The following is a 21,908-nucleotide window of genomic DNA, read 5'->3' on the forward strand; positions in this document are numbered from 1 at the left end:
CGCGTCTTCGCAGGGGCGTCCCAGCTATCCGCGTCTTGCTTTCCCGGCCGATTAGGAAGAAAGACGAGGTGCCCGGAAAGTCCCCGGCCTCCTACTCCAAGACGTCAACTGAACTCCGGTTGAGCCAATGCGCCTGCGGATTGCCCATACCACCACCTATCGCTACGAGCCTTCGGCTTCGGGCGTGATCCAGATTCTGCGGATGACGCCGGGCAGCCATGACGGCCAGTATGTCGCGGATTGGCAGATCGACGTCTCGACCGATTCCCGGCTCGACACCCATGAGGACGCCTTCGGCAACGTCACCCATGTGCTGACGCATGGTTCGATCACCGACCTCACGATCCATTGCGAAGGCCTGGTCGAGACCCAGGACACCGGTGGCGTGCTGAAGGGCAGCGACGAGCGGTTTCCGCCGAGCCTGTTTCTGCGCGCCACGCCGCTGACCGACCTCAACCCGGCGATGACGAGTTTCGTGCGCGAGCTGCGCGCCCAGGCCGGCAACGACGTGCTCGGCTTCCTGCACGCGCTGATGTCGCAGATCTATGAGCACATGACCTTCGACGAGGACCCGACCAATAGTGCCACCTCGGCCTCCGAGGCGTTCGCGCTGAAGCGCGGTGTCTGCCAGGACTACGCCCACATCCTGATCGCCTGCGCGCGTGCCGGCGGCGTTCCGGCGCGGTTCGTCTCCGGTCACTTCCTGCGCTCCGACGGCATGGTCAACCAGCAGGCCGGCCATGCCTGGGCCGAGGCCTTCGTGCCCGATCTCGGCTGGGTCGGCTTCGACGCCGCCAACGGCATCTGCACCACCGACGCCCATGCCCGCGTCGCGATCGGCCTCGACTATCTCGGCGCTGCCCCGGTCCGCGGCACCCGCTATGGCGGCGGCAACGAGACACTGACGGTCGCGGTCAAGGTCGACCAGGCCGGACGTCCCGGCCAATGGCAGAGCCAGACGCAGTCGTAGGCGGACGTCTCACACGTCATTCCGGAGCGCGTCTGTTGGCGCGAGATCATCATGGACCGGCGCCTCTTTCTCGCAACCGCCCTGTTCGGCCTGACACGCATCCCGCGCGCCGACGCGCTTGAGCGCTGGCTAACGTTACCAGCGACGCCGGCGCCGATCGCAGGACGTAGCGCCCACGCTGAGGTCAACGGGATCAGCCTGTTTCATGTCGAGACCGGTGAAGGCAGCCCGGTGGTCTTTCTACACGGCGGGCTTTCCAATTCCGATTACTTCGGACTGCAGGTGCCGGAGGTCGCGCGGAAGCATCGCGTGATCTGTGTCGACAGCCGCGGCCATGGTCGCAGCAGTCGCAATGCGCAGCCGTTCGGGTACGATCTGATGACCGATGACGTCGTCGCGTTGCTCGATCATCTCAAGATTCCGCGCGCGACGATCGTCGGCTGGAGCGACGGCGCCATCATCGGGCTTGATATGGCGATGCGCCATCCCGATCGGGTCGTCAGCGTGTTTGCATTCGGCGCCAACACCCTGACATCAGGCCTGAAGCCTGGTGTCGACAAAGATCCGACTTTCGCGCAGTTCATCGCGCGGGCGAAAACGGAATATGAGCGCCTCTCGCCGACACCCGGCGAGTATGACCAGTTCCTGCAGCAGATCGAGAAGATGTGGGACAGCCAGCCGAACTGGACCGACGCGCAGTTGCGCACGATCCGCGCGCCGGTGCTGATCGCCGATGGCCAACATGACGAAGCCATCCAGCGCGAGCATACCGAATACATGGCGGCGACCATTCCGGGTGCAGGCCTGCTCATCCTGCCCAATGTCAGCCACTTCGCGTTCCTGCAGGATCCCACGCTGTTCAACGCTGCGCTGCTGGATTTTCTCGACGCGTGATCGCGGACGCAGCAGCGTCGGCCGGTCTCTGCTATGATCGTCGTGCAATCTGATGGAATGAGAAAGCCATGGCCACCGTAAAACTCCTTTCCGACGATGAACTCTCAGCCGAGGCCCGCGCCGTGTTCGACGACATCCGCGCGACGCGGAAGTCGGACTTCATCAACAATTTCTGGCGCGCGCTCGCGCATGACCCGAAGACGCTGCGGCGCACCTGGGAGAGCATCAAGGAGGTGATGGCCCCCGGCGCGCTCGATCCGAAGGTCAAGGAGATGCTGTACGTCGCCGTCTCGATCGCCCATGGCTGCAGCTACTGCATTCATTCGCACACCGCGGCCGCCCGTGCCAAAGGCATGACCGAGGCCGAGTATCACGAAATGCTGGCGATCGTCGGCATGGCTGCGGAGACCAACCGGCTGGTCACCGGGCTCGGCGTACCGGTGGATGACGCATTCCTGGTCGATGCACCGGCTGGGCGAAGCCAGGAGCCGTAGCGGCCACCACTCGCCCCTACGCCGCGTTATTTATCCAGCCAGACGTCCTCGAAGCGCAGATTGTTGTACTGGCTGTTGTCGTGCGGATGGAAATTCTTCACATAAGGCTGCCAACAATTGCCGGCCGATGAGTGCAGGATGACCGGTCGCGCCGCATCGTCGACCAGGAGGCGCTCGATGTCGAACACGATCTTGCGGCGCTTGTCCTTGTCGACCTCGCGCGATTGAGCGGCGAGGAGCTTGTCGACCTCGGCATTGCAGTACTGGGTGTAATTGCGCTCCGAATTGCAGGAATAATTCTCGACCAGATTGCCGTCGGGATCGTCGACGCTGACGCCGGTGACATTGAGGCCGATCGTGTAATCCTTGCGCTGCAGCCGCGAATACCAGCGCGGCGTGTCGAGGATGTCGAGCTCGGCAACGATGTAGATCTTCTTCAACTGGTCGGCGAGGATCACGGCCGGGTCGCGATAGGTCGGCAAATTGCGGGTCTGGATCTTGATCGACAGCGGTTTGGCATCGCTGTAGCCGAGCTTCTGCATGATCGCCTGCGCGTCCGCGAGGTTCTTCTCGGTGTCGGGGCCGTAGCCCATCAGCGTCGACAGGAGTTCGGGCGGCATGCCCCACTCGCCTTCCGGCTTGGCCTGCATCGCGCCGCCGAGCCGCCCCGCTCCCTCGAACAGGATCGAGTTGAACGCCTTGCGATCGAGCGCCAGCGACATCGCCTTGCGGATGTCGGGATTGTCGAACGGCGGATTGACGCGATTGACCAGGAGATTGATCTGCAGATTGGTCGACGTCATCTCGCAGATCGCGCTTGGCGAGCGCGCCTTGACGTCCTTCATCAGGGGAATGCTGACATCGGACGGAAAGGTGATGTCATAGTCACCGGTCGCGAACGCCAGCATCCGCGTAGCGCGGCTGTCGATCGAGCGCACCGTGATCTCGTCGAGATACGGCCGGTCCTTCTTGAAATAATCGGGGTTGCGGACGAGACGGATCGAATCGCCGCGCCGGAACTCGACGAACTTGAACGGGCCGGTGCCGATTGGCTTGGTGCGCATCACCTGCTGCGGCACGTGGCAGGGATAGACCACCGAGAAGGCGCTGGCGAGCAAGGCGAGCAGCCCGGGCTGCGGCTCGGTCAATTCGAAGGTCGCTTCATCGTCGCCGTTGACGCTGACATCTTTCAGCTTCGAGTACCAGACCTTGCGCGGATTGCGCTTGAAGTCTTGTGTTTTGGAGTCTTGGGTCTCGCTCTTGCCGATCAGCATCCGCCAGGTGCATTGCACGTCCTTGGCCGTGAACGGTTGGCCGTCGTGCCACTTCACGCCGTGATGCAGCTTGAAAGTGAGCTTGGTATTGGTGGAATCCCACGACCAGCTCTCGGCGAGATCGGGGATCACGGTGTCGATGGATTCGTGCACCTTGGCCGGATCGAACACCACGAGGTTGTTGAAGACCGCCGCGAACGGCATCACCGAGGCGATGGTGGATTCCTCGAGCAGCGAGGTCGAGGGCGGATTGTCGTTGTGATAGAGCCGCAGCGTGCCGCCCCTCTTCTGCGCCAATGCCGGGCTCGTGGCCATAGCAACGATGCCCAACGCAATGACAAATGCAGACAGTTTGAGCGACATTCTCGCCTCCCGGACTTCTTGTTGTTTTGTCGATTGCAGGCAGTCGACCACAGGGTCCGATGCGCCGCAATGACTGGGGATGCGGATCAATGCCGGCTGCGTACAACGCAGGGCAAGGCCGGCGCCCTGCAACTCCGAACCGTCGCCGGCTGGAACAGGCGCCGGCAGGTGATGTCCGTGATCGGGCCCTCCCCGTTTTGACCGGCTGCCGCATGTCCCGTCACGGGGAATTGGGGTTGGATGCATCCGCGAAATTGGCTACACGTTTCCCCGCCGAGACATGCGGATCGTTGGGGACCGGAAATGACCTATTGCTGCGGAATTCTGGTGCGCGACGGCCTCGTCATGATCGCCGATACCCGCACCAATGCCGGTCTCGACAACGTCTCGACCTTCCGCAAGCTGCACATCTTCGAAAAGCCCGGCGACCGCATCATGGCGATCGCCAGCGCCGGCAATCTCGCGATCAGCCAGTCGGTGCTGTCGACCCTGACCGAGGGCATGGAAAATCCGGACACCGGCGAGCTCGAGACGCTGATGAACGCGCCGACCATGTTCCAGGCGGCGCAGCGGATCGGCCGCGCCATCCGCTCGGTGCATGCCACCGAGGGCGATGCGCTGCGCTCGGAAGACATCTCGTTCGACGTCTCGTTCCTGTTCGGCGGCCAGATCCAGGGCTCGCGGATGCGGCTGTTCATGGTCTACACTGCCGGCAACTTCATCGAATGCACCACCGACACGCCGTATTTGCAGATCGGCGAGCACAAATACGGCAAGCCGGTGCTCGATCGCGCCATGCATTACGACGTCGAGCTCTACGAGGCGCTCAAAACGGGGCTGATCTCGATGGATTCGACGATGCGCTCCAATCTCGGCGTCGGCCTGCCGATCGACGTGCTGGTGGTGCGCGCCGACGCCTGCGTGGCCGACCTCAACCACCGCATCGAGGCCGGCGAGCCCTATTTCCACGATTTGCGCTCGCGCTGGTCGGCGGCGCTGCGCGCGGCACACCAGAACATTCCACGCCCACCCTACAAGAACGAAACCGAAGCAAAAACCAAGTAAGAGGAAACTCGGATGACTGAGGCAACCCGCAAGATCGCACTCGTGACCGGTGCAGGCACCGGCGTCGGACGCGCCGCGTCGCTCGCTCTGATGGACAAGGGCTACACCGTGGTGCTGGTCGGGCGCCGCCTGGAGATGCTGGAGGAGACCGCCAAGCTCGGTCCCGCCGGCAAGAGCCTGTGCGTCACCGCCGACATGGCCAACCCGGCCGCGATCGCCGCGCTGTTCGACAAGGTGAAGGCGACCTACGGCCGGCTCGACGTTCTGTTCAACAACGCCGGCATGGGCGCTCCGCCGGTGCATTTCGAGGATCTGCCGCTCGAGCAGTGGCAAGCCGTGGTCAACACCAACCTCACCGCGCCGTTCCTGTGCACCCAGCACGCCTTCCGCATCATGAAGGACCAGACGCCGCGCGGCGGCCGCATCATCAACAACGGCTCGATCTCGGCGCATGCGCCGCGGCCGTTCTCAGCGGCCTACACCTCGACCAAGCACGCCATCACCGGCCTCACCAAGGCCTCCAACCTCGACGGCCGGATGTATGACATCGCGGTCGGCCAGGTCGATATCGGCAATGCCGCGACCCCGATGACCGATCGCATGGTCAACGGCCCCGGCGTGCTGCAGCCGGACGGCACCACCAAGCACGAGCCGCGCATGGATGCGAAGGCGGTCGGCGATGCCGTCGCCTACATGGCCGGCCTGCCGCTCGACGCCAACGTGCTGTTCATGACGGTGATGGCGACCAAGATGCCATTCGTCGGCCGGGGCTGATCTTCGCGTTCTCCCCGCTTGCGGCAGGGCTACACGACGGCATGGCCGGGCTTGTCCCGGCGATGCCGTCGCAGCGGCGCTGTCAAAAATACTGAAAACAACCCCATGCACAGTAGCCGGCTGCCTGCCGGCGTCCGACAAGGCAACTTGACACGTCGGGCAACTCAGTAGTATTTTTCCATTATTCCGAAATCGTGCAGGCGCTCCTCGCAATGACGGCTGGCGGGAGCGCCGCCCTACTCCAGCTTCTCGACATCCCGTAGCGTCGGGAACAGCTTCATCCAGAGCAGCGCGACCGCGACGGTGGCGACGCCACCGAGCACGGCCGACGGCACGGCGCCGAGCAGCGCCGCGGTGACGCCGCTCTCGAACTGCCCGAGCTGGTTCGAGGCGTTGATGAACAGGAAATTGACCGCGCCGACGCGCCCGCGCATCTCGTCGGGGGTGGCAAGCTGCACCAGCGAGAAGCGGATCACGACGCTGATCGTGTCGGCGGCGCCGAGCACCGCGAGCGCCAGCACCGATAGCCACATCCAGTGCGACAGCGCGAACACCACGGTGGCGACGCCGAACACGATCACCGCCTGGAACATGCGCATGCCGACGCGGCGGTTGATGGTGTGGCGCGCCAGCACCATCGTCATCAAGAGCGCACCGACCGCGGGCGCGGCACGCAGGATACCGAGGCCGAGCGGGCCGGCCTGCAGGATGTCGCGGGCATAGATCGGCAGCAGCGCGGTGACACCGCCGAACAGCACCGCGAACAGATCGAGCGAGATGGTGCCGAGGATCGCCGGATTGCGGCGCACGAAGGTGACGCCGGCAAACAGATCGTCCGACGATCCGCCGTTCTTCACCGGCGCCTGCTGCAAGCGGCCGATGCCGCTGGTGAGCAGCGCGCCGAACAGCCAGAACACCATCATGATGCCGTAGGGCGCGCCCGGCATCAGCGCATAGGCGAAGCCGCCGAGCGCGGGGCCGGTGATGGTTGCGACCTGCGCCGCACCGCTCGAGATCGCGGTCGCCCGCTGCAACGATCCCTGCGGCGCGATCAGCGGCAGCAGCGCGGCGGTCGCCGGGCTCTCGAACGCGCCGGCGATGCCGAGCACGAAGGTCGCGACGAAGATCTGGATCTCGGAAATGGTGCCGGCAAAAGTGCTTCCGGCGAGAAACAATGCGGTCAGCGCCTCCGCCACCTGGCAGGCCTGCACCACGCGCTTACGCTCGAAGCGATCGGCGGCGTGACCGGCAACGAACACCAGCAGCGCGGTCGGCAGGAACTGCACCAAGCCGACCATGCCGAGATCGAACGCGCTGCCGGTCAGGTCATAGATCTGCCAGCCGATCGCCACCGCGCCGATCTGGCTGGAGAAGCGCGACAGGCTGCGCGACGACAAAAAGAACAGGAAGGGTCTGTGGCCTAGCAGATCGCGGGCGCCGGCCGGCGTGACGGAGGACATGGATGATTGCGTGGCCGAGCGCCTGCAACTTGTCAATGGCAGGAAGGAGAACGCGCAACAGCATTGCGCTGCGCGAGGCCCCTGCCCATAATTGCGTGCGGGTTCTTGGGGGCGTGATGCTGCAGTTGCAATCGGCGTTCGGCGTGGTGGCGTTGCTCGTGATCGCCTGGGTGTTGAGCGAGAATCGGAGCCTCGTATCGCTGCGGCAGGCGGCGATCGGGCTCGTCGTCACCGTCGTCACCGCACTGGTGCTGATCAAGGTGCCGCTGGTGACGCAGGCGTTCGGCGCGATCAACGATGCGGTCGGCACCATCGCCGCGGCGACGCGCGCCGGCACCGCCTTCGTGTTCGGCTATGTCGGTGGCGGTCCGGCGCCGTTCGACCCGAAGGCGCCGGGCTCGGATTTCATCCTCGCCTTCCAGGCGCTGCCGATCGTGCTGGTCATGAGCGTGCTGACGACGCTGCTGTTCTATTGGCGGGTGCTGCCGCCTGTGGTGCGCGGCATGGCCTGGATCCTCGAGCGCACGCTCGGCGTGGGCGGCGCAGTCGGCCTCTCGACCGCGGCCAACATCTTCCTCGGCATGGTGGAAGCCCCGCTGTTCATCCGCCCCTATCTGGCGCAGCTCAGCCGCAGCGAATTGTTTCTGGTGATGACCGGCGGCATGGCCGGGATCGCCGGCACCGTGCTGGTGCTGTACGCCACGCTGCTGGCGCCGCTGATCCCCGATGCCGCCGCGCATTTCGTCATCGCCTCGGTGCTCGGCGCACCGGCCGCCATCCTGGTCAGCCTGATCATGGTGCCGGAGACGACGGACAAGCGCACCGGCGGGTCGCTCGATGATCCTGACGTCCAGGTATCGTCGACGATGGACGCCATCGTGAAGGGCACGGCGGCGGGGCTCGAGCTGCTGATGAACATCATCGCGATGCTGCTGGTGCTGGTCGCGCTGGTCTATCTCGCCAACAAGATCATCGGCCTGCTGCCGGAGATCGGCGGCGCGAAGATCTCGCTGCAACGGCTGCTCGGCTACGTGATGGCGCCGGTGTGCTGGCTGATGGGCTTGCCCTGGCCGCAGGCGATCACGGCGGGCAGCCTGATGGGCACCAAGACCGTGCTGAACGAGCTGATCGCCTATGTCGACCTCTCGAAGCTCGGCCCCGACGCGCTCGATCCGCGCTCGCGGCTGATCATGCTCTATGCGATGTGCGGCTTTGCCAACTTCGCGAGCCTCGGCATCATGATCGGCGGCCTCGGCATCATGGCGCCCGGGCGCCGCGACGAGATCAACGCGCTCGGGCTGAAGTCGATCGTCTCGGGCACGCTGACGACATGCCTGATGGGCGCGATCGTGGGGATGATGACGTGACGACTACGGTCGTCACTCCGGGCCTCGCGTAGCGAGAACCCGGAATCCATTGTGCCGCCGGTTATGCCGATAAATGGATTCCGAGCTCGCGCCGCGCGCGCCCTCAGGTGCGCAATTGCGCACCGGGGAATGACAGGAATTTACGCCTTCAACTCCACCGTCTTGAATTCCGCCGGCAGGATCACTTCCAGCAGTTCGACGTCGTCGGAATAATCCAGGATCATGTGCTTGATGCGCGGCGGCTGGGTCCAGGCGCTGCCTTCTTTCATCAGCGTCTCGCCCTCGCCTTCCATATACGTCTTCACCCACCCCTTGAGCACATAGACCATCTGGAAGTCGATATCGTGGAAGTGCAGCTTCGACACTTCATCCGGATTGCACGGTCCCTGCAACCGGATCACATGCGCCTGCGCGAGGCCGTGTGAGGCGGCTGAAATGCCGAGGTCGCGGTACTTGGCGTAGGCGCGCAGCCCGTCGGCCTTGAAATCCTCTTCGCGGTGATGGCTGATCGCGACGCGCTGCTTCGGCCGTGCCTTCGTTGCGGCCTTGGTCGCTGATTTCGGCGCGCTCTTCTTCGCCGCCGAGACGCGGCCCTTGGACTTGATGGTCTTGCGTGCGGACGATTTTTTGGCACCGGCGCCGAGCCCGGTCCATTTCTTCTTCACCGCGGTCTTGGCTGCGGATCTTGATGCCGTCTTCTTGGCCATTGTTCGCCTCCCGTCTTCTTGTGACGAACGAAGGCTAACACAAGTCGCGCAATGGTGGGTGGGCAAAGGCGCGTGAGCGCCGTGCCCACCCAACGTCCCGAACTACTGATCGGCCTTCAATGCAGCCGGAAGACGCCGTCGACCGCGCGCAACTCCGCCGGCTTGACCAGCTTGGAATGCGCCACCGTCACCGAGAACAACGGGCCCTCGAGCTTCTGCTGCCAGAAGGAGAGGAAATCCTGCAGCGCCGGAAATTTCGGAAACAGGTCGTAGTTCTGCCAGACATAGGTCTGCAGCAACGAGGGATGATCCGGCATCCGATAGAGGATTTGCGCCGTCGTCAGCCCGTACCCCAGCAACTGCTTCCGGAAATCGTCGGAAACAACCCCACCAACTCGCGAGACCATGCCAACCTCCTGTGACGGAGCGCATTCACATGGTGGCCGACCTTCCCCGCCGGACCACCGGCAATGGATGCGCTCACATGAGAGAAATGTGACGCACGCGACTAACCCATCTCAAGCCTAAATGTTTAATAGGTTGTTGAAATTTCGTGCGTTGGCAGCAGCTTACCGCATCTGCTAATAGCCCCTTCGGCCCCTCGGGCCGGCATTAAGCATGCCGAAATGATCTCGGCATCCTGCTGGCAGCCGTCATTCGCGAGTGCCAATTTTTCTGCTAGAGGCACTTGCCCGCCGCCAAGGCTTGGCCTATCTCCTGCCCAACCAGTCTGGCACTCGCTCGGCTGGACTGCTAACTCTCCAAAAATCTACAGCATCCGCAAATATTTAGGAGGACTGCATGAAATTCCGTCCGCTTCACGACCGCGTCGTGGTTAAGCGTATCGACGCCGAAGAGAAGACTGCTGGCGGCATCATCATTCCGGACAGTGCCAAGGAAAAGCCCTCGCAGGGCGAAGTCATCGCCGTTGGCCCGGGCGGCCGCGATGAAGCCGGCAAGCTGATCCCCATCGACGTCAAGGTCGGCGACCGCGTCCTGTTCGGCAAGTGGTCGGGCACCGAGGTCAAGATCGACGGCGAAGACCTGCTGATCATGAAGGAAAGCGACATCATGGGCGTGCTCGACGTCCCCGCTTCCAAGAAGAAGGCCGCTTAAGCGTCCCTCTCCCTCCCAGGCTTAATCTCTCAAGGAAAAACTCAGATGGCAGCTAAAGAAGTCAAATTCTCCGTCGAGGCGCGCGACAAGATGCTGCGCGGCGTCGACGTCCTCGCCAACGCGGTGAAGGTCACGCTCGGTCCGAAGGGCCGCAACGTGGTGCTCGAGAAGTCGTTCGGCGCTCCCCGCATCACCAAGGACGGCGTCACCGTCGCCAAGGAGATCGAGCTCGAGGACAAGTTCGAGAACATGGGCGCCCAGATGGTGCGCGAAGTCGCCTCCAAGTCCGCTGACGCGGCCGGCGACGGCACCACCACGGCGACCGTGCTCGCCCAGGCGATCGTGAAGGAAGGCGCCAAGTCGGTCGCCGCCGGCATGAACCCGATGGACCTGAAGCGCGGTATCGACCTCGCGGTCGAAGCCGTCGTTGCGGACCTCCAGAAGAACTCGAAGAAGGTCACCTCGAACGAGGAGATCGCCCAGGTCGGCACCATTTCGGCCAACGGCGATGCCGAGATCGGCAAGTTCCTGGCCGACGCCATGAAGAAGGTCGGCAACGAGGGCGTGATCACGGTCGAGGAAGCCAAGTCGCTCGAGACCGAACTCGACGTCGTCGAGGGCATGCAGTTCGACCGCGGCTACATCTCGCCCTACTTCGTCACCAACGCCGACAAGATGCGCGTTGAGATGGACGACGCCTACATCCTCATCAACGAGAAGAAGCTCTCCTCGCTGAACGAACTGCTGCCGCTGCTCGAGGCCGTGGTGCAGACCGGCAAGCCGCTGGTGATCGTCGCTGAAGATGTCGAAGGCGAAGCCCTCGCCACCCTCGTCGTCAACCGCCTGCGTGGCGGCCTGAAGGTCGCGGCCGTCAAGGCTCCGGGCTTCGGCGATCGCCGCAAGGCCATGCTGCAGGACATCGCGATCCTGACCGGCGGCCAGGCCATCTCGGAAGACCTCGGCATCAAGCTCGAGAACGTCACGCTGCAGATGCTCGGTCGCGCCAAGAAGGTGATGATCGACAAGGAGAACACCACGATCGTCAACGGCGCCGGCAAGAAGGCCGACATCGACGCTCGCGTTGCCCAGATCAAGGCGCAGATCGAGGAAACCACCTCGGACTACGACCGTGAGAAGCTGCAGGAGCGTCTCGCCAAGCTCGCGGGCGGCGTCGCGGTGATCCGCGTCGGCGGCGCGACCGAAGTCGAGGTGAAGGAGCGCAAGGATCGCGTTGATGACGCGATGCATGCGACCCGTGCGGCTGTCGAGGAAGGCATCGTCCCGGGCGGCGGCGTCGCCCTGCTCCGTGCTTCCGAGCAGCTCAAGGGTCTGCGCACCAAGAACGACGACCAGAAGACCGGCGTCGAGATCGTGCGCAAGGCGCTGTCGGCTCCGGCTCGCCAGATCGCGATCAACGCGGGTGAAGACGGCTCCGTCATCGTCGGCAAGATCCTGGAGAACAAGACCTACAATTACGGTTTCGACTCCCAGACCGGCGACTACGCCGACCTCGTCAAGAAGGGTATCATCGACCCGACCAAGGTCGTCCGTACCGCGATCCAGAACGCTGCCTCGGTTGCTGCGCTGCTGATCACCACGGAAGCCATGGTTGCCGAGCTGCCGAAGAAGAACGCCGGCGGCCCCGCGATGCCTCCGGGCGGCGGCATGGGCGGCATGGACTTCTAAGTCCAGCCATTCAAGGCGATTTGCGAAATGCAAAACCCCGGCAGCGATGCCGGGGTTTTTGTTTGGCCTCCACCGGCATCCATCAGGATGCACGGGAGTGACGCGCGGGCCGATCCAGCTGCCTGAGCAGTTCGTCGGCATCCCGGATCTCGGCGAGATCCTGCCCGGTATCGAAGCAAGCGCGCACCGGCGCAAGCACCTCCGGCACCGCATCCACTCGGTCATTGCCGGCATAGAGGCGTGCAAGTCCCAACGCGCTGCGCAGTTCGAACGTCTTCGTCTGTTGCCTTCGGGCAATCTCGATGGCGCGGTGGAAGGCATCCTCGGCGCCGGAAAGGTCAGGGGTGGCGCGACGCGACCGCAGCTCACCCTGCACACGGCATAGCTCGGCGTCGAGCCAGTGCTGCCCGGACTGCTCCGTCGCGTCGATCAGCTCATTGATGATGTCGAGCCCCGCCTCGACATGCCCGGCCTCGGCGTTCGCCAGCGCGATCTGCAATCCCCAGAACGGCTCGCAGAGGTAGCAATCGTTCTCGTGCAGCAAAGTCCAGCCACGCTGCATCTCCGCGAGACCTGCCGCCCGGTCGCCGGCGCGCCACTTTGCCAGACCATTGAGGTAGGTGCCGGCGGCGACATACAGCGGCATCGTGTGATCCTGCGCCAGCCCCAAAGCGAGGATTGTCTCGGTCTGCCGCAACCGGCTGCCGCACAGACCGTCGAAAACGGCCTTGTGAACCAGCGCATTGGCACGCGCGAGTGCGCGCTGTTCTCCGGAAACGCTCACCGCTTCGCCCGCGAGCTGCCGGGCGCGATCGATCTCGCCGCGCGGCCAAAGCACGAGCGCAAGAAATCTCATGATGACGAATGGCAGATCGAGCGTCGATGCCTTCAAGGTTGCCGGATTGGACTCGGTCGTATAGGTCGCGAACGCCCGCTCGAGATGGATGCCCGCGTTCAGATAGTCGCCCGCGAACCACGAGGTCACCCCGCTGGTCCAGTGCGCGACAATCGTCGCCACCGGCGAATCCGGATGCCGTTCCGCCGCGCCCATGATGGCCTCCGCCAACTCGCGCATCGGCGCGAGCTCGCCGTGGGTCAGGCAGGCGTTGAAGAGGCCCGACTGGATCGGCGCCATTTCGATTGGATCATCGATGTCAGAGGCGAATTGCCGGGCGCGCGTCCAGGCTGCCACCGTCTCGGGGGCGCTGTGCCCAAGACTACCGCGCAACGCGCGGCCATAGGCGATTTGCAGATGGAGCCGACCGATCATCCGGCCCGGCTCGTCGGGCAGTTCATCGGCGATGGCGACCGCCTTGCCGAGATGTGCAATCGCCTCGCAATAGGCCGATCGCTTCAGCGCCTGCTGACCGGCCTTGCGCCACCATCCGAGTGCAGTCTGGCCGAGCCCTGCCTCGGTGAAATGATAGGCGACGACTTCCGGCTCGATCTCCGCGATTTCGGCAAACTTGGCACGCAGCACATCGCCGATCTGCTTGTGGAGCAGTTGCCGGCGGCTCTTGAGCAGGCTCTCGTAAGCCGCCTCCTGGACCAACGCGTGCCTGAAGCTGTAGCTTGCATCAGGTGGCGTGCCCCGGCGCAGCAGCAACTCGGCCTCTTCGAGCTGGGCGAGCGCGGCCGCAAGCGTCAGATCATCGCGCCCGGCCACGCTGCGCAGCAGGGTATAGGAGAATTCACGGCCGATCGCCGCGCCAATCTGCGCCACCTCCTTGACCGGTGCCAGGCGGTCGAGCCGGGCCATCAGCGAGTCCTGCAGCGTCGCCGGGATCGCGAGCGGCGGCAGCGGATTGTCGAGGCGATAGCGTCCGGCATTCTCGACGAGCAGCCCCGACTCCATGACCATCTTGGTCAGTTCCTCGACGAACAATGGCACACCATCCGTCCGTTCGATGATCTGTGTCATCATCTCGCCGGGCAGCAACCGGCCGACGGTCACCTGCTCGATCAGCGCGCGCGTGTCCTGCCGGTCGAGCCGATCGAGCCGCAGCAGGCTCACATTGGCGAGCCCAGCCCATGGCGGTTCGAACTCCGGCCTGAATGTCATGAGCATGAGGATCGGAAGTCCCCTGATCCGGTCGACCGCGAGGTCAAGTAATTCGAGCGACGTGGCGTCGACCCAATGCATGTCTTCGCAGACGACAAGCACCGGCTGCTGCCGGGCGAGGCCCTCGAGCTGGTCGAGCAGCGCGGCAAATGTCTGCCGCCGTTGTTGCACCGGACTGAGGCCGAGCGGCGGATAGCGGTCACCGGTCGGGATCGACAGCAGCGCCGCGATCAGCGGTGTTACCGTGGGTACTTGCTGCGTCCCGAGCGCCAGCATGGCTTCGAGCTTGTCCAGCTTTCGCTCCGGAAGATCGTCCGGCCTGATGCCGGCGGCACGCTCGAGCTGTGTGACGAAGGGGTGCAGCGCGCTGTTGGTGTGGTAAGGCGAGCACTGATACCGCACACGGCGGTGTGTCGCTGGTGCGAGGCTGTCGGAGAGCATTGCCACGATCCGCGATTTTCCGATCCCCGCCTCGCCCGATATCAGCACCGCCTGGCCCTGGCCCTGCCACGCCAGTTGCTGGCGCGACAACGCAAATTCGATCTCCGCCTTGCGGCCGACGAAGCCGATCGAACGCGCGGTCCGCACGGCTTCGAAGCGGCTCTCCGATGCCGGCTCGCCTTCGACAGCCCACACCGCGATCGGCTCGGCGATTCCCTTGACTTCGCGGCGACCGAGGTTGCGAAGCGTGAAGAGATTGCCGAGCAGTCGGCGGGTCGAGGCGGCGACGACGACCACACCCGGCTCCGCCAGGCCCTGCAACCGCGCAGCGACATTCGGCGCATCGCCGACCAGCGCCTGCTCCTCCGACGCGTCGCCGGAGACGAGATCGCCGACCACGACAAGCCCGCTCGCAATCGCGATCCGCACCGCGACGCCCCCGCCCGCGCGGGTCTCCAGCTTGCCGATTGCGGCGATGACGTCGAGGCCGGCGCGCACCGCGCGCTCCGCATCGTCTTCGTGCGCACGTGGGTAGCCGAAATATGCGAGGATCCCATCGCCGATAAATCTGGCAACGACGCCATCATATGTCGCGATGACCCGCGCACAGGCCGCACGATAGGCACGGATCACTTCCCACATGTCCTCGGGATCGAGGCGTGCCGACAAGGCGGTCGAGCCGACCAGGTCGCAGAACATTACGGTGAGATGGCGTCGCTCGGCATCGTGCGGTGAAACCGGCGCGGCGATGAGTTCGGGTTGATTGAAATCAGCGATCGCGCGCAGCATCTTGCGACGATGGCCGAGCAGGACCCCGAGCTTGTCGAAGTCTTCATCCGTCAATTCGGAAAGAACACCTACGTCGATGCCGTTCTCGGCAAAACGCAGCGCGTATTGCCCAAGTCCCAGCTTCTCGAGCCATTCCGCAATCTGCTGCATTGGCTTCACCGACAGTTGACGGCTGGCCGAATGGACCACGGCGAATAGACGTTAGCGCAATCTGTCTGCGCTGGCACCTTCCGTTTTGCGGTAGTCCGCCCGGAGCAGGACACGCGAATTGTGCCACGCCGGTGCCCGGTTACAGCCCTGTGCACGCGAACATTCGTACGCGTGCCGGCGGGCTCACTCCGTGCGTGCCGCAACCGGCCCCTTGTCGGTCCAGTCCGGCGGCACGCCGGCGCTGTCGCCGATCATGCCGACGAGGCCGGGCGCGCGTCCGAAAGCTTCGCACGCGGGATATTTCGGCGCGCCGCCGAGCAGGAAGCCGAGCCGCTGCATCGAGGGCATCGTCGGCACGCCGCCAAACGGCGTCACGCCGGTGACCAGCATCTGGCTGAAATCGCCGCCGAACGATGCCGCAAGGCCGTACGCATCGCCCTCCTCCGACATCCGTCCGGTATCGAAGGCATTGGCGTTGCGACCCCAGACCATCGCGGCCTTTTGCTGTCCGGCTGGATCACGCGCCTCGGCTTCGAGCGACAGGCTGCCGAGCCCCACCGGAATCCGCGGCACTGGCACGGGCACGCCGGGCAGCAGAATCGTCTTCGCGACCGACACGCCCTTGGACACGCCGACGGCGGTCGGGTCGGTCGGCACCACATGGGTGATGACGGCCTGGACGGTCAGGTCGGCCGGCTCCGACGCCACCACGTAGAAGCGTTCGCTCAGGCCGGCGCACAGTGCGCGGTCGGCGGCGTTGGTGACGAGCCTGCGCTGCGCAGGCGTAAACGGCGCCGGCGTTTTCTCTGAGAATACGGTGGGGATGATCCTCACCGTCTTCGCCGCAAGCACCTCGTCCTTGCTCACCCGCAGCTGCGAACGGGTCAGCATCCCGTCCGACTGCACCATGTTGTCGTAGGAGCGGAGTGAGCCGGCCTGATCCAGCGTCGCCGTCGCGCAGCCTGCGAGCAGCAGACCGAGCAGCTTCACCGCGGCCCAATTGCGGAGCTGCGTCCCCCGCCCGCGCACGAATCCATTTGCCGCCGGAAGCAGGTTGATCCGACGCGCATGCGAGCAGCTTGTCATTGGGGCACCACTGACTTACACTTAGTGTAGTTATTACACTCGGTGTAATTATCGTGTTGGGCGGTTTTATGGCGTGACCGCGGGCTGCGACCGGTAGACGCATGCCCAACCGCGCCGCCACGCGCGTTGACGCCGACGGCCGCGCGAAGGCGAGGCCGCGAAGTGATTTTGCCCTGATTGCCTGTTTATGAGAGAAGCGGCCGATGCCGGAGACACTGACGAAAGCCCAGACGCCTGCAAAAGAAGGCCTGCGCGAGCGCAATCGTCGCCAGACATTGCAACGCATCGCCGATGTCGGCATGGAGCTGTTTCTCGCCAACGGCTTCGATGCGACGACGCTGGATGAGGTCGCGGCGGCGGCCGGCATCTCGCGCCGGACCTTCTTCTACTATTTCAAGGGCAAGGACGAGATCCTGCTTGCGCATGTCGCAAGCTATGACGACGCGCTCAGGGCGTCGATCCGCGACCATGCCTCGGCCGGCGCGCCGATCGACGTCGTCCGCGCGGCGCTGCTGGACATGTCCGCCCGCTTCCAGACGCCGCGGACCATTGCGATTTCGCGCCTGATCCGCGAGAGCGAGGTGCTGAGCTCGCGCCGCCCCCGAAACGATTTGCACCGCGAGCAGGTCATCTACGACATGCTGTGCGAATTATGGCCGGGCAAGGATCGCCGCGACCGCCTCCGCCTGGTCGCGATGGCCTCGAGTGGCGCAATGCGCATCGCCGTCGACGCCTGGCTCGAGCAAGGCGGCAAGCGCCAGCTCACCAAATTCGTGCAGGACGCCTTCGCCAACCTGAAGGCCGCGATCTGAGCCCCTTCGTCATTCCGGGGCTCGGCGCTGCGCGCCGCCCTCAGGTGCGCAATTGCGCACCGGGGAATGACGGGTGGAGAGACCGTCTCCACATCACCCGCTGCGCGCGACATCCTGAAAGCAACCGCGCAGCCAGTCGATGGTGACGCGGGTCGCCACGTCGCGCTTGAGATGGCTTTGCACCAGGAGCCAAACGTCGCGCCGCTTCGGCAGCAGCGTGGCGCGCAGCCGGCGATCGGTCAGCAGGTCGACGCAACTATGCTCCGGCAGCACGCCGACCGCGTGATGCGACTGGATCAGTCTGTGAATGATGCGCACATTATCGGTGACGCAGCGCGCGCGCAGCCGCTTCGCGCGCAGGAACTGCATCTCCGGTATAGCGCCGAGCTCATCCGGATAGGCGCACGTCACCGCCTCCCCTGTTGCCGCCGCGGCCGGTTCGAAGAAATACAGCCTGACTTCGGCAAGCTTCGAGATCGCGAAGTCACCCTTGTCGGGCTTGCGCAGCCGGATCGCGAGATCGGCTTCCCAGCGCGAGAATTTGACATTGTCGCTCGACGTCAGGAATTGCAGCGTGAGCCCCGGATTGGCGCGCAGCAAGGCGCTGGTTCGCGGCGCCAGCACCTCCTCCGCGATCGCATTGGTCGAGGCGATGCGCAGCCGGCCGACCGGCCCCGGCAGGCTTTCGCCGATCCGGCCGATCTCCTCGGCATGCTCGGCCATCGCCTGGATGTGCGCCAGCACCACGTCGCACTGCCGGGTCGGCTTGCGGACGCCGTCGGCCGCCTCGAACAGCCGCAGGCCGAGCGCGCGCTCGATCCGCGCCAGGCGCCGGCCGACCGTGGTCTCGTCGATCCGCAGCCGCGCGCTGGCGCCGGCATAGGTGCCCTCGTCCCTGACGGCGGCGATGATGCGAAGGTCGTCCCAGTTCATGGCAGCAGGCTAGCGCGTGTTCGGCCTTCCTGCAATAACGCAGCCACCGGCTGCAATATCCCTGCATAACGGCAGCCAGGTCCGCGGCTATATTTTCGTAAAGACAGATCCGCTGGAGACCTCAGGACCATGACCGCAGCCAAAACGCTGATGCAGCTTGCCGGCATCGACCTCACCCCGCCCCGCCTCGGCGATGCCTGCCTGGTGCTGATCGATATCCAGAACGAGTATCTCGCCGGTCCCCTGGCCCTGCCCGACGCCAATCCAGCGATTGCGCGCGCGACCGCACTGCTCAACCGCGCACGGGAAGCCGGCGCCAAGATCATCCACATCGCGCACAGTGGAGCGCCGGGCAGCCTGTTCGATCGCAGCGCGGAGCGTGGCGCGATCGTCGCGCCGCTCAAGCCGCGGCCGGGCGAGATCGTGATCGAGAAGCAATTGCCGAACGCTTTTGCCGGCACCGAGCTGAACGCGCAGTTGGCCGCGACCGGCCGCAAGGAGCTCGTGCTCGCCGGCTTCATGACGCATATGTGCGTGAGCTCGACCGCCCGCGCGGCGCTCGATCTCGGCTATCGCACTACGATCGATGCCGACAGCTGCGCCACCCGCGACCTGCCCGACGGCAAAGGCGGCACGATCGCTGCAAAACTGATCCACGACGTCGCGCTCGCCGAACTCTCCGATCGCTTTGCGATCATCGCCCGCGGCAACGCCCTCGCCTGAGAGACATCGCGATGCTCCAGCTTTATTTCTCGCCGATGGCCTGCTCGCTGGCCAGCCGCATCGCATTGATGGAAGCCGGCATCGAGGCGCGCTATCACATGGTCCAGCTCTGGACCAAGAAGGTGCTGGAGGACGACGGCGACTTCCGCGCGGTCGCACCGAAGGGCGCGGTGCCGGTGCTTGTGCTCGAGAATGGCGAACGCCTGACGGAGAGCGCGGCCGTGCTGCAATATATCGCGGACCTGAAGCCCGAACTCGGCCTCGCGCCGGCACCTGGCGATCCGGATCGCTATCGCCTGCAGGAGTGGCTGAGCTTCATCGGCACCGAGATCCACAAGGGCTTTCTGTTCCCGACCTTCTGGTACAAGGACGACGCATCGCTTGCCAAACCGCGTGCCAGGATCGGCCAGACCTTGTCGGTGCCGTCAACGCATCTCGCTCACCGCGAATTTCTGGTCGGCGAACGCTTCACGGTCGCGGACGCGCACCTCGCCTGGGCGCTGCTGTTGCTCCGCGCCGCCGGTGTCGACGTCGCGCAATGGCCGTCACTGGCAGCCTATCTCTCACGCATCCAGGCACGGCCGCAGGTCAAGGCGGCCATCGGCACCGAGATGCAGTTGTGGAAGAGCGTCGCGGCGTGATCGCCGCGCGTCCGGCGCTTTAGCTTACTGTTTGAGCATGATCTTTTCGGAAAACCGCTTCGCACTTTTCCGGATCATGCTCTACTGAAACGCGACCTCGGCAAAACTGCGCAGCTTGCGCGAATGCAGGCGCTCGGACTCCTGCTGCTTGAGCCGCTCGAGCGCCTTCAGCCCGATCTGGAGATGCTGGCCAACGCGCTGGCGATAGAATTCGCTCGCCATCCCAGCCAGCTTGATCTCACCATGCAACGGCTTATCGGAGACGCAGAGCAGCGTGCCGTAGGGCACGCGGAAGCGGTAGCCATTGGCGGCGATCGTCGCCGATTCCATATCGAGCGCGATCGAGCGCGACTGCGACATCCGCCGGATCACCTGCGGCCCGCTGATCTCCCAGTTGCGGTTGTCGACGCTGGCGACCGTGCCGGTGCGCATCAGCCGCTTGAGCTCGAACCCGGAGAGCCCGGTCACCTCGCCGACCGCTTCCTCGAGCGCGACCTGCATTTCCGCGAGCGCGGGGATCGGCACCCACAGCGGCAGCTCGTGATCGAGCACGTGGTCCTCGCGGACATAGCCATGGGCCAGCACATAATCGCCGAGCCGCTGCGTGTTCCTGAGGCCCGCGCAATGGCCGATCATCAGCCAGGCATGCGGCCGCAGCACCGCGACGTGATCGGTGATGTTGCGCGCATTGGACGGACCGATCCCGATATTGATCAGGGTGATGCCGCGATAGCCGGGCTCGACGAGATGAAACGCCGGCATCTGCGGCACGCGTTCCGACGCCATGCCGATGGTGCCGCCGCCAAGCCGCGCGCTGCGCGTGATCACATTGCCGGGCGCAACGAACGCCTCAAGGCCTTCCTCACCCGAGGCGAGGCGTTGCAGGCTCGATTGCGCGAAGGCATCGACATAGAACTGGTAGTTGGTGAAGATCACGAAATTCTGGAAGTGCTCGGGATCGGTGCCGGTGTAGTGATATAGCCGGCGCAGGGAGTAATCGACCCGCGCGGCGCGGAACAGGGAAAGCGGCTCCGGCGTGCCCGGCGTCAGCTCGAACGTCCCGTCGGCGATCGCATCGTCCATCGCCGCAAGATCCGGCGTATCGAAGATGTCGCGCAGCGACCGGGTGAACGCCGAACTGTCGGCGATGGTCAGCGCCGCCTCGATATTGATGTCGCGCCGGTAGGCGAAATGAATCGGTATAGGCTCACTGGACTCGCCGATCTCGACCGCCACGCCGTGGTTCTTGATCAGCAGCCCGATCTGCTCGGTGAGATAGGTCCGGAAAATGTCCGGCCGGGTGATGCTCGTCTCATGGATGCCGGGCCCCGCGACGAAGCCATAGGCGAGCCGCGAATCGAGCCGCGCATGCGACGAGGTGGTGATCCGGACGAACGGGTAATGCGCGCGCACCCGTGTCGTGATCACGGCGCCATTGACATAGGCCTCGAAGCGGTTGCGCAGGTAGCCGGTGTTGCGCTCGTAGATCTCTTCGAGACGAGCAACCGCGGCCGCAGCATCGGTGAACGCTTCGGTCGTGATCGGCGGGGGAGTTTCGATGGGGGGCGTCGGAGACATGTTCGCTTTACACCAGATCGGTTGTCGAGCTTGGACTCGCCCTGGATCAGTGCAGTATAACGACAATGGCCTCCAGTTCCAGATCGGTGCCCGTCGCGGCGCCCTACTCCATCTCGCGCGGCGGCAGCGCGCAGATTTCGGACCGAGTCAGGAACCGGCGCTCCCGTCCATTGTCGAGCGAGAACATGCCGCCGCGGCCGGGAACGACGTCGATGATCAGATCGGTGTGCTTCCAGACGTCATATTGCGAACCACTGATATAGAACGGCGCGCCGCCGATCTCGCCGAGCTTGACGTCGTGGTCGCCGATCAGGAATTCGCCTACCGGATAGCACATCGGCGACGACCCGTCGCAGCAGCCGCCGGATTGGTGAAACAGCACCGGCCCGTGATCGGCGACGATCTCGGCAATCAGGTCAAGCGCGGCCGGGGTCGCGGTCACCTTGTCGGCCATCTCGGTCTCCGTGATGGAGGCTCCGGCGGAACATCCCGCCGAAGCCTGTCGTGTTGGTTGCCCTGGGTG

The 21,908-nt window shown here is 64.7% G+C and carries 20 protein-coding genes; 11 read left to right on the forward strand and 9 right to left on the reverse strand.

Features of this window, described 5'->3' with window-relative positions; translation table 11 throughout:
* The first annotated feature begins 127 nt into the window (after window positions 1-127).
* From JQ616_RS14225 to JQ616_RS14235, 3 genes are all read left to right on the forward strand, one after another.
* Window positions 128-970 (forward strand): transglutaminase family protein, encoded by an 843-nt coding sequence (locus JQ616_RS14225; protein ID WP_212015269.1) that lies wholly within the window; start codon window positions 128-130, stop codon window positions 968-970.
* 51 nt (window positions 971-1,021) lie between these two features.
* The gene (locus JQ616_RS14230) at window positions 1,022-1,864 is read left to right on the forward strand and encodes an alpha/beta fold hydrolase (RefSeq protein ID WP_212015270.1); all 843 of its coding nucleotides are present in this window, start codon (window positions 1,022-1,024) and stop codon (window positions 1,862-1,864) included.
* A 68-nt stretch (window positions 1,865-1,932) separates the two neighbouring features.
* The gene (locus JQ616_RS14235; RefSeq protein WP_212015271.1) at window positions 1,933-2,358 is read left to right on the forward strand and encodes a carboxymuconolactone decarboxylase family protein; all 426 of its coding nucleotides are present in this window, start codon (window positions 1,933-1,935) and stop codon (window positions 2,356-2,358) included.
* Between the two features lie 26 nt (window positions 2,359-2,384).
* Here the strand turns inward: JQ616_RS14235 and JQ616_RS14240 are convergent, their stop codons facing one another.
* Entirely contained in the window at window positions 2,385-3,995 is a 1,611-nt protein-coding gene (locus tag JQ616_RS14240) for an ABC transporter substrate-binding protein (RefSeq protein ID WP_212015273.1), read from the reverse strand.
* Window positions 3,996-4,298: 303 nt separating this feature from the next.
* Between JQ616_RS14240 and JQ616_RS14245 the strand changes: the two genes are divergently transcribed.
* Both JQ616_RS14245 and JQ616_RS14250 read left to right on the forward strand, forming a co-directional pair.
* Window positions 4,299-5,060, forward strand: a complete 762-nt coding sequence (locus tag JQ616_RS14245) for a peptidase (protein WP_212015275.1) — start codon at window positions 4,299-4,301, stop codon at window positions 5,058-5,060.
* Between the two features lie 12 nt (window positions 5,061-5,072).
* A complete protein-coding gene (locus JQ616_RS14250) occupies window positions 5,073-5,834 on the forward strand; it encodes an SDR family oxidoreductase (RefSeq protein WP_212015277.1) in 762 nt (253 codons plus the stop codon).
* Between the two features lie 236 nt (window positions 5,835-6,070).
* On the opposite strand, the gene JQ616_RS14255 is transcribed toward JQ616_RS14250, so the two are convergent.
* On the reverse strand, window positions 6,071-7,294 hold the full coding sequence (locus JQ616_RS14255; protein WP_212015279.1) for an MFS transporter: 1,224 nt from the start codon (window positions 7,292-7,294) through the stop codon (window positions 6,071-6,073).
* 116 nt (window positions 7,295-7,410) lie between these two features.
* Between JQ616_RS14255 and JQ616_RS14260 the strand changes: the two genes are divergently transcribed.
* Entirely contained in the window at window positions 7,411-8,661 is a 1,251-nt protein-coding gene (locus tag JQ616_RS14260; protein WP_212015281.1) for a NupC/NupG family nucleoside CNT transporter, read from the forward strand.
* 140 nt (window positions 8,662-8,801) lie between these two features.
* On the opposite strand, the gene JQ616_RS14265 is transcribed toward JQ616_RS14260, so the two are convergent.
* Together JQ616_RS14265 and JQ616_RS14270 are read right to left on the reverse strand one after the other, a co-directional pair.
* Window positions 8,802-9,368, reverse strand: a complete 567-nt coding sequence (locus JQ616_RS14265) for a cupin domain-containing protein (RefSeq protein WP_212015283.1) — start codon at window positions 9,366-9,368, stop codon at window positions 8,802-8,804.
* Window positions 9,369-9,484: 116 nt separating this feature from the next.
* Entirely contained in the window at window positions 9,485-9,775 is a 291-nt protein-coding gene (locus JQ616_RS14270) for an usg protein (RefSeq protein WP_097674119.1), read from the reverse strand.
* A 394-nt stretch (window positions 9,776-10,169) separates the two neighbouring features.
* On the opposite strand from JQ616_RS14270, the gene groES reads away from it, so the two are divergent.
* The gene (gene groES, locus JQ616_RS14275; RefSeq protein ID WP_021077770.1) at window positions 10,170-10,484 is read left to right on the forward strand and encodes a co-chaperone GroES; all 315 of its coding nucleotides are present in this window, start codon (window positions 10,170-10,172) and stop codon (window positions 10,482-10,484) included.
* Window positions 10,485-10,529: 45 nt separating this feature from the next.
* Window positions 10,530-12,170, forward strand: coding sequence for a chaperonin GroEL (groL, locus tag JQ616_RS14280; RefSeq protein ID WP_024582526.1), 1,641 nt, complete (start codon window positions 10,530-10,532; stop codon window positions 12,168-12,170).
* Between the two features lie 82 nt (window positions 12,171-12,252).
* Here groL and JQ616_RS14285 read toward each other — a convergent pair whose 3' ends face one another.
* Together JQ616_RS14285 and JQ616_RS14290 are read right to left on the reverse strand one after the other, a co-directional pair.
* The gene (locus JQ616_RS14285; RefSeq protein ID WP_212015285.1) at window positions 12,253-15,612 is read right to left on the reverse strand and encodes an adenylate/guanylate cyclase domain-containing protein; all 3,360 of its coding nucleotides are present in this window, start codon (window positions 15,610-15,612) and stop codon (window positions 12,253-12,255) included.
* Between the two features lie 183 nt (window positions 15,613-15,795).
* Complete coding sequence (locus JQ616_RS14290; RefSeq protein WP_349629995.1) at window positions 15,796-16,641, reverse strand: DUF3313 domain-containing protein; 846 nt, start codon at window positions 16,639-16,641, stop codon at window positions 15,796-15,798.
* A 260-nt stretch (window positions 16,642-16,901) separates the two neighbouring features.
* Here JQ616_RS14290 and JQ616_RS14295 point away from each other — a divergent pair, with 260 nt between their 5' ends.
* Entirely contained in the window at window positions 16,902-17,510 is a 609-nt protein-coding gene (locus JQ616_RS14295; RefSeq protein ID WP_249136781.1) for a TetR family transcriptional regulator, read from the forward strand.
* 93 nt (window positions 17,511-17,603) lie between these two features.
* Here JQ616_RS14295 and JQ616_RS14300 read toward each other — a convergent pair whose 3' ends face one another.
* On the reverse strand, window positions 17,604-18,443 hold the full coding sequence (locus JQ616_RS14300) for a LysR family transcriptional regulator (protein WP_212015289.1): 840 nt from the start codon (window positions 18,441-18,443) through the stop codon (window positions 17,604-17,606).
* 129 nt (window positions 18,444-18,572) lie between these two features.
* On the opposite strand from JQ616_RS14300, the gene JQ616_RS14305 reads away from it, so the two are divergent.
* Window positions 18,573-19,166: a cysteine hydrolase family protein gene (locus tag JQ616_RS14305; RefSeq protein ID WP_212015291.1), complete on the forward strand. Its 594-nt coding sequence runs from the start codon at window positions 18,573-18,575 to the stop codon at window positions 19,164-19,166.
* 11 nt (window positions 19,167-19,177) lie between these two features.
* Window positions 19,178-19,807 (forward strand): glutathione binding-like protein, encoded by a 630-nt coding sequence (locus JQ616_RS14310; RefSeq protein ID WP_212015293.1) that lies wholly within the window; start codon window positions 19,178-19,180, stop codon window positions 19,805-19,807.
* 81 nt (window positions 19,808-19,888) lie between these two features.
* On the opposite strand, the gene JQ616_RS14315 is transcribed toward JQ616_RS14310, so the two are convergent.
* Together JQ616_RS14315 and JQ616_RS14320 are read right to left on the reverse strand one after the other, a co-directional pair.
* Complete coding sequence (locus JQ616_RS14315; protein WP_212015295.1) at window positions 19,889-21,385, reverse strand: AMP nucleosidase; 1,497 nt, start codon at window positions 21,383-21,385, stop codon at window positions 19,889-19,891.
* A gap of 103 nt (window positions 21,386-21,488) precedes the next feature.
* Window positions 21,489-21,839 (reverse strand): DUF779 domain-containing protein, encoded by a 351-nt coding sequence (locus JQ616_RS14320; RefSeq protein ID WP_212015297.1) that lies wholly within the window; start codon window positions 21,837-21,839, stop codon window positions 21,489-21,491.
* Window positions 21,840-21,908: the final 69 nt, after the last annotated feature.

Origin of the sequence: Bradyrhizobium tropiciagri (genome assembly GCF_018130545.1) — a bacterium.
Taxonomy (GTDB): Bacteria; Pseudomonadota; Alphaproteobacteria; order Rhizobiales; family Xanthobacteraceae; genus Bradyrhizobium; species Bradyrhizobium tropiciagri_A.